The organism is Sulfurimonas sp. (assembly GCF_016744025.1).
Taxonomy (GTDB): domain Bacteria; phylum Campylobacterota; class Campylobacteria; order Campylobacterales; family Sulfurimonadaceae; genus Sulfurimonas.
This window is the reverse complement of sequence record NZ_JADGFC010000065.1, coordinates 1-13,678: the sequence shown is the minus strand read 5'-3', so window position 1 is coordinate 13,678 and position 13,678 is coordinate 1. Positions and strand designations below refer to the sequence as shown.

The following is a 13,678-nucleotide window of genomic DNA, read 5'->3' as shown; positions in this document are numbered from 1 at the left end:
TGTTTTTGGTCGAATAAGATTAGCAGATTATCGATTAATCCTATCTTTCAACTTACTTTCAAAAAATTGCACTTGATTTTAGAATTGGCGTAATAATATAGCAAAAAGTCCAAGTACTTATGAGCTAAAACTTATTAGCTCTTATGCTCACCTTGCATCTGTCGCTATTGAGAAAGAAAATCATAGTAAGGAAATCAAAGAATCAAATAAAAGACTAAAAGAGCTTGCAACAAAAGACTACTTAACAGGTCTTTATAACCGTTCAAAACTAGACAGTGCTTTAGAATATCAAATCAAACATTCAAAACGACATCATAGTATCTTTGGTGTAATTATGATTGATATTGACTACTTTAAGTTAGTAAATGATGAGCATGGACATCAGGTAGGTGACCAAGTTTTATGTGAGTTTGCAAAGGTACTTAGCGATATTTCTAGGCAAACAGATGTAGTTGGAAGATGGGGTGGAGAAGAATTTCTTATTATTATAGAGAGTACAAATGAAAAAGGCATTATGAATTTGGCTAATAAAATAAAAGAGACTATTGAAGTTCATGATTTTTCTGTTGTAAAACATAAGACTGCAAGTTTTGGTGTAACAATTCACAATAAAGATGAAAGAAGAAATGAACTTATTTCTAGGGCTGACAAAGCTCTATATAAAGCAAAGCATAATGGAAGAAACCAAGTTGTATATTTATAACTAAGCAAAAGTTCTAGTATAATTGCTTTATGCAAAACCTACCAATAACCCAAGTACTTCCTCAGGTAAAAAAAGAACTTCTAAGTTCTAATACTTTAGTTCTTCAGGCACCTCCTGGAGCTGGAAAAACAACAGCACTTCCTATCGCCCTTTTAAATGAACCTTGGTTAAAAGACAAAATCATCATCATGTTAGAACCTCGTCGTTTAGCAGTTCGTTCATGTGCTTCTCGTATGGCAGAGCTTCTTGGTGAAAAAGTAGGAGAGAGAATTGGCTACCAGATAAAGATGGAGTCTGTAAAAAGTAAAAAGACAAAAATTCTTATAGTCACAGAAGGAATCCTCACTAGAAAACTTCAAGCTGACCCTAGTCTTGAAGATGTTGCCTTAGTTATATTTGATGAGTTTCATGAGAGAAGTATACATGCAGACCTCTCTTTAGCACTTTGTTTAGAATCTCAGTCAATCATCAGAGAAGACCTCAAACTTCTGGTTATGTCAGCGACACTAAACACTCATGCGATTTGCAATCTTTTACAAGATGCTCCACTCATAGAGAGTGAGGGACGCTCATATCCAGTTGATAGCATCTTCTTAGATGCAAAGACTACTCAGCCAACAAAAAAAGAGATTCCAACTTTAGTTTCAAAACTTATAAGAGATATTTTAGAAAATGATGAGGGGAACATACTTGTATTCTTTCCTGGAATTGCAGAGATAAAAAAGACTCAGATGCTAATAAGTGAATCTTTAAAAAACACTAATAACACAGATGTTTTCATCTCTGCTCTTTATGGAAACCTATCTAAAGAAGAACAAGACAGAGCTATAAAAGCACCTCCAAAATGTAAGCGAAAAATCGTTCTTGCAACAAATATTGCACAAACAAGTTTAACCATAGAGGGCATAAAGATAGTTATAGACTCAGGTCTGCAAAACTCTTCTGTTTTTAACTCTAGCTCAGGAATGAATAGACTTCAAAGCTCTTTTATTTCACAAGATTCTGCAACTCAAAGAGCTGGGCGTGCAGGACGTTTGAGCGCTGGTAAGTGTTACCATCTTTGGCACAAGGGTAAGATACTTCTAAAACATGACAAACCAGAGATACTATCAACTGACCTTACTCAGATGCTACTTGAACTCTCTCTTTGGGGAAATGAAGATATAAGTGAACTTCAGTGGATGGACTTACCTCCTGAGGGTGCAATGACTCATGCTAAAGAGCTTCTCTTTGAACTAGGAGCTATAGATGCAAGGGGGAGAATAACTCAACATGGAAAAGAGATGTGTTCTTTTGGTATGCATCCGCGTCTTGCACATATGATGATAAAAGCTAAGAAGATGCAACTCTCTTATGAAGCTTCTCTTATCTGTGCTCTTATACAAGAAAAAGATATCTACACCTCATCGTACAGATCTTGCGATATAAGAGAAAGAGTTTCTATTTTACATGATGTAAGTTGTGGCATCTCTATAAATGCATCTCATATAGATATAAAAAACGCTAAGTTTTTACTTCAAAGTGCTTCTAGGATAGAGAAAAAACAAAAAGGTCTTGTAAACCTAGATATGATTGGAGTTTTGTTAGCTCTTGCCTACCCCGATAGAGTATCAAAACGAAGAGATAAAAATAGTTGTTCATATCTACTTGCAAATAAAAAAGGTGCTTATCTTCACCAAGAAGATGAACTATTTGACTCTGAGTATTTGGTTATCTGTGACTTAGATGCCAAAGGGCAAAATGCACTTATATATAAGGCTGCATCTATAGAAAAATCTCAAATAGAAATCTATCTAAAGGACAACATAAAAACTAAAGAGTCTCTTTCTTGGAACTCTGAGCTTTTAAGAGTTGAGGCTAGAAAAAGAAGCTATTTTGGAAGTATAGTTATAAATGAGACTCAGATGCAGAGCAGTTCAGGTGAAGAAGTATCAAAAGTTTTATTAGAAGCTATACGAGAGTTAGGATTAGACTCTCTAGAGTACTCAAAAGACGCTCTTGGTCTCAGACATCGTATTAACTTTATAAACTCTCAAAAAGCTCTTAAACTGAGTTGTGAGTTTCCTGATTTTTCAGATGAGTTTTTACTTGCATCTATGGAAGAGTGGTTACTTCCTTACATTGATGGAAAAAACTCTTTAAAATCTCTGGCATCTCTGAACCTCTACTCTATTCTTTCAGGATTACTAACATGGGAGCAGATGCAATCTCTTGATACTTTAGCACCCTCAAAATTAAAAGTAGCAAGTGGTTCTAATATTTATATAGATTACTCAGATGCAGACAAACCCGTACTAGCAGTTAGACTCCAAGAGATGTTTGGGACAAAGAGTACACCAAGTGTGCTAAATGGAAAAGTTAAACTAATGATTCACCTGCTCTCTCCTGCATCTAAACCCATGCAAATAACACAGGACTTAGAGAGTTTCTGGGCAAACACTTATGCTGAAGTAAAAAAAGAGTTACGTGGAAAATATAAAAGACACTACTGGCCAGATGACCCTTTAACCGCTCAAGCTACAAGTAAGACTAGAAAGTGGATGTAATTTACACGGAGTATCAGGTTGTTAGTACACCAGATCTTGTTATAGACGGAAAAGTTGTAATTACTAGTAAATTACTCACAGTTGATGAGGGAAGTGTTCAAAACTTTGTGTAAGATTTTTTGTTCCATAATCCCTTAAGGTTTGTGGAACTTAGTAGTTTTTACTTTTTGAACACTTTGTGGAACACACAAAACTAATATGAGTACTTCGTATTCCAAATATAAGAGGTTGTTGACAAGGTGTCACGCAGTGAGCGGATAACGTTTATCTTCAGTGACGCTATGCGTTTACTGATAGGTGTTGTTATACTTTTAATTGTATTCTCCACTTATTTTAAATAATTTCATTAGTTTATTTTTATCTTTATCTGCAATAGAGCTAACACACCCTACATCGGGTCCATAATATTTTTTTTCATACTCTTCCAAGTTAATTAATAAAGTATGCCCAACAATTGTACTATCTAAGCAAATTTTTTCATCAATATCAATAGTTTTAGAAAACTCTATCTCTGATAGCTTTTTTCCTTTAAATGTTTCAATTATATTTGCATGATAAATAATTTGCTTTTCTCTGCTTTCTTTATTAAAATTAGTAATTTTAAATTTATCAATCTGCATTAGAGCACTATAGTTATATTCTTCAATATTTTTCTTAATTAACTGTAAGGGTAAAGTTATTTCATTTACTTGATCTTGTTTTGAAACATAAATCCATTTATTAATAGTATGTTTATTATCGTCAAAACACTTTTCTTTTAGAAGTATAGTATTAGCATCACTATACACATTTACTATAATTAGCAATAAAAATATAAAAGTCTTATACATTATGATTCCTTACTTGATTTATCTGCCTGTTTTGAGTAAATTGGAAGTTTAGCATTTGTAGTGTCATATTTACTTGGAACTACAAACATATCCCAGTCTTCTTTTTTATATTTACTGATATTCACTTGATCTGATTGATTTCCACCAAGCATGTAATAATATTTACCATCTTTACTTTTACCAACTATAAAAGCAGTATGCCCACCACCTTTTCTACTTTTTATACCTATTGCTCCATGCACAGGTTCATCAATTTTCTTGCCATATGACATCCATGATTTAGCTCTGAATGCATTTTTCACACTAGAATATCCTGCTTTTTGCATTACCCAAGCAACAAAACAGCCGCACCATGCATTCACTGAACCAGAGTCATCAGTTGCCCATAAATATTTTCCTGCTTTATAATATTCTCTAATTTGAGGATTCTCTTTATGTTTGCCAGCATATTCACTAACACCTATTTGAGTTTCAGCAGTTTTTACCCACGGTGCTTTTTTATAATCAGGCTCTTTATACTTCCAGCCATCAACTAAAGCCTTGTCCATAGCAATTAAAGTATCTTGATTAACAATTCCATTGACTTCTAAAGGTAAAAGTAGAATATATGAGGTTTTGTTATATTTTTTGTACAATTACTGCAATCTCTTCTAATGCCTCTGTTCCATCATTCCAGAATTGAGCATATGTCTTACCGCCATCTATTAATATTTGCATATTTTGCGTTACTTTTATTTTCTGAGTAAACTCATCAATTTTAGTATGATATTGATCCGAGCTATATTCAATTCGGAGAGTAGACAAAAAGTTTAATACTTCCCCTAGTAACAATCGACCATCATTAATAGATGGTGACTTGATTGCCTTTTCCGCATTCCAGCGTGCTTTAAGTGCATCGAACTTACGACTGACTCATTATTGCTATTTGACGATTTTGATTGAGATAACGACCACAATAATCCTGATATTCCAAGTAATGTTGTTATTGCTGGTTCAAACCCAGGCTCGTAATACAACCATGTGATTGAGCCTAAAATAGCAATACTAGAAATGATTGTTGCGGGTACTTTCATGTGACTCCATTCATGTTTTTATAATATAATTATTTATTCAAGGAACACTATAGCACAAACAACTATTAATATGATTATTAAAGATACATTTAATATGTCCTTTATAAATTGAAGAAATAGCTTATTTTATGACAAAGTGTTTTGTTATTTTTAATATAACCCATTAAAGCCAAGTAGATGCAACAAACAACATAAATAAATTACTCCATTTTAAATATATCGCTTAAATGACTTTCTTCAAAGAAGTCTATTCCTGCAAATGTTTTTACATAGTAAAGGGTTAAAAAGATTGCAACAATTATGCTTAGAGTAAAAAGAGATGAAAAAATCATACTCATTATAGAGACAAAAACTTCTACTTTGCTACTCTCTTTAAAACGTCTCAGAGGACTACGATGTTCCTTACCAAAGTAAAGAGTCACAAAATAAATGCCAAAAAACCAAATGTCAAAGTTGACTTTAGTAGCTTTAGTTCGAGTACATTGCATACTGAGTTTGAGAAGTCTTTTTACTTCTCTGGATTGTTCATCAGAGAGTGAGTCTTTTATAGTTGGATCACATTGGTTAAAGAAGTATTCTTTATTAAACGGTTCTACTTTCATGACATCTCCTTTTTCTCATCTTCTTCATCTTTTTTATCTAGCAGTCTTGAGACAACACCTATGATGGCGAAGATAAACATAAGCTGGTAGAAGTTATTTGTTTGTTTTAGCACCCACTCCAAAGTTGACTGTACATATACAGAACTCAAAGCCGCTATAAGAGCTAGTGGAATATACCTGTAGATGCTTCCCTTCATTCTAAAATAATTACGAATATTTTTAACATAAAAATAAAGTAATAATACGACAAATACACCCAAGTTGTGCCAGCCAGTCTCAGCCGCTATCATAAGGTAAATAGTCTCAACTAGACCACCCTTTTCATATTCATCTTTTCTCTCTATATGGTTTGCATACGGATATGGAGGGTTTATTTTAAGACCAAAGTTATTTAACCCGATGCCAAAGAACTTATCGTTTGCCATGTTTTGGGCAGCTTTTGCTAGAGCTACACGAACATCTACAGACTCAGTTGGTGCGGTTTTAACTCTTTCTAAAATTGTATCACTTGCTTTGTAGAGAACTCCACTTGCTAAAATTATGAAAATTAGAGTAATCCCTAGTTTTCTAAAAGACATCTTGTTTGTGTATGAGAACAAAAATATTATAGAAGTTGAGAATGCAAAAAGGGCCATTCCTCCTCTTGATAGTGTCGCAATAATATCTATGCCAGCAGCTCCAAAAATCATCAGCCAGTAAAAGAGTTTAATCTTATTGTTGTTTAGTAGATATGCTAAAAGCAAAGCTCCAAAAACTATCATATACATAACAAGAGAGTTTTGATGTGGAAAGGGTCCATATGCTTGAAAGATGCCAAGCATGTATTTTTGCTTTAAAACTATGATAGTTATATACAGAGTAATAAACGAGATAATAAGCATTAAATCATCGAACTCTTCAAACTTTCTAATCATATTGTAGACCACAAAAAAGAAGATATACATACGAGTCATTTTCCATATTTCAAAAAATGAGTAAACAAGTACATCGCTGTTTATGATGGAGACTAGACTAAAGAAAAAGTACAAAAAAAATAGAGTTGTTCCTGGAGGTATTTTTAGTGGATGCTCATCTTTTCTTCCGATGACAACAGCCAACATAGAAAAAACTACTATATCGACCATCCCTATCTCAAAACCTTTTGAACTTCCTCTGTATGTCTCCATAGATATAAAGTTTATGTCCACCATATTTGCAGTAAAGAAGATTAGTAAAAACCATAAAAACTTTTCATAGTGAACATATTTGCGTGCCAGTATGTAGTTAAATGGAACGCCTATAAATAACACTACAAAAAATATGATGTACTTAAACTCAGACATAACCTGACTCCCTTAGCTTCTTGTCTCTAACTCTTCTTTGTCATCTCGTATAGATATAGTTTTTGCTGGAAGTCCAACAGCTACGCCAAAGTCCACAACATCTTTTAAAACTACGCTATTTGCTCCAACACGGGCATACCGTCCTATGTTTATTGAGCCTAAGATTTTTGCACCTGTTCCTATTTCAACATAGTCTTGTAAAACAGGATCACTTCCCTTGTGGCACTCACCTCTGTCTCCAAGAGTTACACCTTGATGTAAGATGCAGTTTTTACCGATAACGGCATGTTCACCTACTACCACACCCATAGGATGTGGCAAATAAAGACCTCCATCTATTTTGGCATTTCTGGCAATATCACATCCAAACAGTATTTGGTTAGTAAACGCAACTATCTTTCCAAGTATTCCAAGATGATATCGGCTAAATAAATTAGCAACTCTCATAAGAAAAACAGGAATAACTCTAGGGTGAATAATATAAAAAATATCACTTAACGAGTTACTCTCTTTTGCCCTTATCATCAATATGTCAGCTGATAATGCTTTGATTATAGTTTTCATTAGTTTGCTCCTACTAGTTGATTTAGTATATATGCACTAGTAAGTCCACTAATACTAGGTGTTATAAGATTTAAAATAGTATTCCAATCACCAAGTTTTGATTTTGGAATAAAGACCATGTCATATGGCTTTAGTAAAAAGTCGATACTTTCACCCTCTATAATATCTTCAAGATTTACTACATAAACCGATGGATCATCAAGACGACCGCGAATGATTGCTATCTCTTCTATGTTTGCAGTCTCTTTAAAACCTTCTGCATAACTGATAAGCTGTGATAGAGTCATATGCTCTTTATATCCAAAGTATCCAGGTAGTTCTACTTCTCCTAAAATATATACTTCTGTATTTAATGCAGATGGAATATAGATGTAGTCTTTGTCTTGAAGAGGAATGTTATGTAGAGGATTTCCTTTGCGAACAAGCTCTACAAAATTTACAGGAAGCACTTTTGTACCTCTACGGATAAAAGCATGTTCAAGGTCAGCAAGCTCTATAGTGTTGTCTTTAAATATCCCAATAGAAAGTCCCTCTGCATCTGCAATTGTGTCAAGTACTTTTGAGTTTTCTTCTACTGGATAGTTACCAGGTCTTAAGACTTTTCCTAAGATAGTGTAGTTTTTAGATCTAAACTCAGATGGCACTAAAGTAACAATAGGCTCTATCATATATTTTTTTAGATGCGAAGATATTTTTTTCATCGCTTCATTTATGGTTAGTCCAGATATTCTCACATCTCCAACCATAGAAACAGTATAAGTTCCATCTGGTTTTACAACACCATTTTTAATACTAAGCTCAAGCTCACCATATATAAAAAGGTCAAACTTATCACCTGAACCGATAGTATAAGTCCCTTGTCTATTTTTTTGTAGATGCAATAGTTCAGCTTTTATCTGTTTATCGCTTTTAGACTTACGAAGCATTTTTATATCAGTATCTACAACATTGTAAGATTCTTCTGCTACTCCATATATAGTTTCTATTTCTACTCTTCTACTTATCTTATGACACTCTCTAGTATTTTCAATACATACCGGTTCTTTTTTTCCAACTCCTTGTGTTTTGACTATAGAAGTTTGAGAAATCTTTTTACTTAAAAGGTAGTTTACAACAGCAGCTACTCTTGATTTAGAAAGTGTTATATTGTAGTTTATGCTTCCTTTTTCACTTGCATGACCTGTAACATTTAACTTCACTTTGGAGTCTTGTACTAGTAACTTTATCATCGCATCTAGCTTTGTTTTGACTTCCTTACTCAACTCATAACTGTTATGCTCAAAGTACAATACTTCACCAGAGATATATTTTTTCTCATCAACTACTTTACCATATACTATAGGTTTTATATTCTCTTGTGGTTTTGGTGATGGGTGAGTTAAACATCCATTCATACTAAGTGCTAAGACTATTAATGAATTAAGATATAAAATATTTATGAGTTTCATTGATTACTCCTTTTATTTTGTCGATGCTTGATTCTTCTACTCTTTGTACAAGCTGGTGAATAACTTTTCTAGAAGATACTCCAAACTCTACAATAAGAAAAAATGCATCGCTAAGGTTTATCAGTGTTGGAACAAAATGTTCTGCTTCACTATATGGAGGAAGTTGAACTATTACATAGTCATATCCAAGCTCTCTTAAGTTCTCAATTACTAAATTTATAGACTCAATCTCAGGTATAAATATAGAGTAGTTTTGCTCTACAAGCCAGTAGCTTTTGTCTATGTTCTTGCTTATGTTATTTACAGATATAGTTTTTTTACTAGGTCTGTTTTTTAAGCAAAAAGCTTTTTGAGCTATCTCCTCATCAGCATTGGTAATTATTTCTACATAAAGAGTTTTTTTGTCTTGTTGGTTAAGTTGTTCTAACAACATTGAGATAACATTTGTACTCATACCTTTAGGGATATCGCTTCCTACTGCTATTAGTTTTGTCTTATCAGACTTACCAGTGATAATAGAATTTGCTAAGTAAGAAAAACTATGTTTAATATCATTTGTTAGTTCTTTTCCAACAGGCAGTTGAATCACTTCTTTTATACCAAAACGCTCACTTAAGTCAAACTTTGTTTTTATAGAGTTGTTTAAAAACTCTTTTAGTATAATGAACGCTATTGCTAAAACTATCCCAAATATTCCAAGCACAGTTACGATAACTTTTTTATAACTTGGCTTAGGAAACTTAGGCTCTTTTGCACGTTCGAAAAACTTGAAATCTTCCTTGCTAGATCCTATTGTTATCTTAAGGTCATACAAACGGTCTGACACAAGTTTCAATTGATTCTGTGCTTCTTCTTTGTTAGTGAATAGTTTATCAAAATGTTTTTTTAAAGAGCTTAAGTTTGCTATGCTTCTTTTTAACTCTTTGATCTGTACTTTTAAAGCCTCTTCACTGTTTATGGCAGTTGCATAAGCTATTTTTGTTTTACTTAGTTCTATATTCATTTCATCTTTTAATGGGTTTGTCCCGTAAGTCACTTCATCTGGAGCAACACTTTTGTCTTCTTTCATAGTATCTTTTATCTGTTTTATTTCACTTTGTATCATCTTTATTTTTGGGTGTAGTGATGTATATATTTTTTTAAGTCTTTGTAACTCTTTTACTTTTAATTCTAGTGCTTTTTTATTTGCAGATCTTACTGCATAACGAAGTTTCACCTCATCTGGTAATTTTTCTAAAGATAAAGCTATTTCTATTATGGCTATGTTAAAAGCTTTTGTTTTTGTTTGATTTTGAAGTCTTTCAAGTTCTATAATATTTAGTTGTGAGTAAAGCATCTCAAGTTCGTTCTTTAATGATATAAGATTATTTTTACTTAAAAAATCTGCTATCTCTTTTTTAGCATTTTCAAGTTCTACTACTTTGATTTCTTTTGAGTTTTCATAATAAGCATAGATTTTCTCTATAGCAGCATTTTGAATAGTGTAAAAGTTTTTTATAAAAATCTCACTAAGAGTGTTTGCTCCCTTTGCCGCTAGTTCTTTTGTATCTGTTGTGTAGATAACTTCTATGATGTCTGAGTTACGTCCACGCTTAATCTCAAACTTTGAAAAAAGTGCTTCAGGTGTAGTGATTAGTTCAAGTCTTTTAATAAGCTCTAAAAGATTTGCTCGTGTACGAATAGTCTCAAGAGCAGTTTCATAATTGAAGTTTTGAAACTGGTAAGGAATATCTGTTGGCATAGATATTTTTTTGTCATAACGAATAACTTTTGCTATAGCACTCCAAGAGTAAGACTCTTTAGCTTTAGAGATTCCAATACCTACAAATATAAAAACAATTCCAAGCAAAAAAACAAGCCACAAGTTTTTGCGCAATGCACTTAGATAGCGCATTGGCTCTATTAAGTAGTGGTTTTCTTTTATCTTTGATGTATTTTTCATAACCTTATCCTGCTAACTCTTGTTCCATTGTTTTACGTATATCTGTAATGCTTAAAATGGAATCATCTATTTTTTTGTTACTTAAAATTGCAGCATTTGAACCCTTTGCATCTGGGTGATAACCGTGCATACCTTTTATAAGGTTTTTACCAAAGTAACTTGGATTTATCATCACCTTTGGATCCATTAAGAAAAATAGTTCTCCAAAACGTCCATCTTCAAAGTATGTTTTTACTCTTTTTAAATCATCATCATCTAAGATGCTGCCCTCTTTTACAAGACTTAAAGCCTTAGTAATCTTCTCTCTTGCTGTCTCATTTTTAAACCAAAAACGAGCCATTGTTGAGTCATACATAGCAACATAATCTTTTCCGTACTCTAAGTCTAGAGCTTCTATGTCACTTATAAGGTCATAGCCTGTTGTTACGTCGTACATACCGTGGTCGCTAAAGACGTAAAAGCTCACTTCATCGTAGTGCTCTAAAGCTTCTTCATAAACAGCTCTTAGCTCTTTGTCTAAGTAAGCCACTCTTGCTCTTGTTGTATCGCTGGTTGTTCCATGTGTGTGCATAGTTCCATCTAAACTAGGAAGGTAAAGCCAAGCAAAGTTTACTTTTTCTTCTTTAATATCTTGTTTTATAGCTTTTAAGTTTTCACTTTCACTTTTACGCCAGTTTGAACAATGGTAATCTATGTTGTTTTGTACACAGTAGTCAAAGATGGTGTTAAACGGAGCACCAGGAACAAAGTAGTCCTTCTTTTCCGTAAAGTCAAAATAACCAAGCTTATCAAAAGGAATAGAGTATAGTTGAAAGTACCCTGTGTAGTTGTGAAGCTTTTTTACTATTTTGCTTAAAATATTTCTAACTCTAAAACGGTTAAAAAATCCCGGCAAGAAAGAAAGAGGTTTCATCCACTTAAACGGTGAGTCATCACTATGAAAAAACAGTGAAGCTTGTTTATGTTCTTGTGGGTACTGACCTGAAAGGATAGAAGGCAAACAAGTGTTTGTAAATCCTAAAACTGATTTTAAAGGTTTGCTATTTGTCACAATTCCTTTTAAAAAGCAAGGGTAGTGTCTATATATCTCATACCCAAAAGCATCTATAAAAGTGTGAATTACAAGTTTCTTAGACATTTTGAACTCCTTTAACCGTATTATTATAGAAGTTGTTGCAGATAGTTTGCATAGCATATCTACTGATTTTCATATCATTGCAATAACTAGATACTATGCAAAAAAACATTCTCTAAGTTCCTTTAACATATTATTATCTATTTACAATTGATATAATATTCTTGAAATATGTGACTTTTTACCATTTACCGTATGCTTAAATCAATTATTTGTGATTTGTTCACAAATATTGTAGTATAATCCTCTCAATTAAAAAGGATATTAAATGTTAATTGACTTTACTGTCGAAAATTATAAATCTATAAAAGATTCTATAACTTTTACAATGGAAGCTACAGCAATACAAGACCATTCTAAAAACATTTTTGAAGATGGAAAACAAACTTTATTAAAATCATCCGTAATTTATGGTCCTAATGCAAGTGGAAAAAGTAATCTATTAAATGCTATGAATTTTATGAGAAGTTTTGTTGAAAATTCAGCAACTGAGTACAAGCCAAATGATACAATTGAAGTAGAGCCATTTAAACTAAACACACTTACTAAAAAAAAACCATCTTTATTTGAGACAACATTTATACATAATGAAATTAAATATAGGTACGGTTTTAGACTAGACAGTAATATTGTGCAAGATGAATGGCTATTTCAAACAAAGATTAGAGAAACAAAATTATTTATTAGAACTGGTCAAGAATTCGATTTGTCAAAAGCTTTTTCTGAAGGTAAACTGATTGTAAAAGAAGATAAGACTAGAGAAAATGCACTTTTTTTATCAGTTGTAGCACAGTTTAATGGCAGTATTTCAAAAGATATAAGTAATTGGTTTAATCAATTTAATATTACATCAAATGTTGACAAGAATCAATTTGAACACTATACACTTAATATGCTTGGTGATTCAGAAAATAAATGTAAAATTCTTCAATTACTTTTATCAGTTGATATGGGTATAAAAGATGTAGAAATGAAAGAAACAGATGTAGAGTATGAAGAAGTTCCTTCTTCTATACAAAAGATGATAAAAGATGATAAAGCAGAAAAAAGTAAGATTACTCATGCAGAGATAATAACAAAACACATGCAATATAATGAGCAAAATGAATATATTGGAGATATTGAATTTAAATTTAAAAATGAATCAACAGGTACAAAAAAATTTTTATTACTTGCTGGTCCAATTATTGAAACTCTTGATAAAGGTGAAATCTTAATTATTGATGAATTAGACAATAGTTTTCATACACAAATGACTGAGTTTATTATAGAACTATTTAATTCTAAAGAAACTAATCCAAAAAATGCTCAATTGATTTTTGCTACTCACGATACAAACTTATTAACTCATAAATTATTTCGTAGAGACCAAATTTGGTTTGTAGAAAAAAATATATATGGTGAAAGTGAGATTTTTTCTCTAATAGATTTTGGAGCTAGAAAAGACACTTCTCTTGAAAAAAACTACTTAGAAGGCAAATTTGGCGGAGTTCCTCATATTTATAATTTATAT

General features: G+C 32.4%; 12 protein-coding genes. 4 read left to right on the top strand and 8 right to left on the bottom strand.

Going from position 1 to position 13,678, the window contains the following annotated elements; all coding sequences use genetic code 11:
* Positions 1-97 precede the first annotated feature (97 nt).
* The 3 genes from QZZ48_RS09830 to QZZ48_RS09820 are packed head-to-tail and all read left to right on the top strand — an operon-like array spanning position 98 to position 3,362.
* Complete coding sequence (locus QZZ48_RS09830) at positions 98-703, top strand: GGDEF domain-containing protein (RefSeq protein WP_366755926.1); 606 nt, start codon at positions 98-100, stop codon at positions 701-703.
* Between the two features lie 29 nt (positions 704-732).
* A complete protein-coding gene (hrpB, locus tag QZZ48_RS09825) occupies positions 733-3,249 on the top strand; it encodes an ATP-dependent helicase HrpB (protein ID WP_294965039.1) in 2,517 nt (838 codons plus the stop codon).
* Positions 3,240-3,362: a thioredoxin family protein gene (locus QZZ48_RS09820; RefSeq protein ID WP_294965036.1), complete on the top strand. Its 123-nt coding sequence runs from the start codon at positions 3,240-3,242 to the stop codon at positions 3,360-3,362. Before hrpB ends, QZZ48_RS09820 begins: the two co-directional genes overlap by 10 nt.
* A 198-nt stretch (positions 3,363-3,560) precedes the next feature.
* Here the strand turns inward: QZZ48_RS09820 and QZZ48_RS09815 are convergent, their stop codons facing one another.
* The 8 genes from QZZ48_RS09815 to QZZ48_RS09780 all read right to left on the bottom strand — a co-directional run bounded on the left by QZZ48_RS09815 (position 3,561) and on the right by QZZ48_RS09780 (position 12,168).
* Positions 3,561-4,079: a hypothetical protein gene (locus tag QZZ48_RS09815; protein ID WP_294965035.1), complete on the bottom strand. Its 519-nt coding sequence runs from the start codon at positions 4,077-4,079 to the stop codon at positions 3,561-3,563.
* Positions 4,079-4,714 carry a TIGR02594 family protein gene (locus QZZ48_RS09810; protein WP_294965032.1) on the bottom strand — a complete coding sequence of 212 codons (636 nt, stop codon included), beginning with the start codon at positions 4,712-4,714 and terminating at the stop codon, positions 4,079-4,081. Before QZZ48_RS09810 ends, QZZ48_RS09815 begins: the two co-directional genes overlap by 1 nt.
* A gap of 638 nt (positions 4,715-5,352) precedes the next feature.
* The gene (locus QZZ48_RS09805; protein WP_294965030.1) at positions 5,353-5,754 is read right to left on the bottom strand and encodes a hypothetical protein; all 402 of its coding nucleotides are present in this window, start codon (positions 5,752-5,754) and stop codon (positions 5,353-5,355) included.
* Entirely contained in the window at positions 5,751-7,076 is a 1,326-nt protein-coding gene (locus QZZ48_RS09800; protein WP_294965029.1) for an O-antigen ligase family protein, read from the bottom strand. The genes QZZ48_RS09805 and QZZ48_RS09800 overlap by 4 nt, the downstream gene beginning before the upstream one ends.
* A gap of 12 nt (positions 7,077-7,088) precedes the next feature.
* Positions 7,089-7,640, bottom strand: a complete 552-nt coding sequence (locus QZZ48_RS09795; RefSeq protein WP_294965003.1) for a DapH/DapD/GlmU-related protein — start codon at positions 7,638-7,640, stop codon at positions 7,089-7,091.
* Positions 7,640-9,088, bottom strand: coding sequence for an OmpA family protein (locus QZZ48_RS09790; protein ID WP_294965000.1), 1,449 nt, complete (start codon positions 9,086-9,088; stop codon positions 7,640-7,642). The genes QZZ48_RS09795 and QZZ48_RS09790 overlap by 1 nt, the downstream gene beginning before the upstream one ends.
* A complete protein-coding gene (locus QZZ48_RS09785) occupies positions 9,060-11,030 on the bottom strand; it encodes a hypothetical protein (protein WP_294964997.1) in 1,971 nt (656 codons plus the stop codon). The genes QZZ48_RS09790 and QZZ48_RS09785 overlap by 29 nt, the downstream gene beginning before the upstream one ends.
* Positions 11,031-11,034: 4 nt before the next feature.
* Positions 11,035-12,168 (bottom strand): alkaline phosphatase family protein, encoded by a 1,134-nt coding sequence (locus QZZ48_RS09780; protein ID WP_294964994.1) that lies wholly within the window; start codon positions 12,166-12,168, stop codon positions 11,035-11,037.
* 265 nt (positions 12,169-12,433) lie between these two features.
* Here QZZ48_RS09780 and QZZ48_RS09775 point away from each other — a divergent pair.
* On the top strand, positions 12,434-13,678 hold a 1,245-nt coding region (locus tag QZZ48_RS09775), incomplete at its 3' end, for an ATP-binding protein (RefSeq protein ID WP_294964992.1).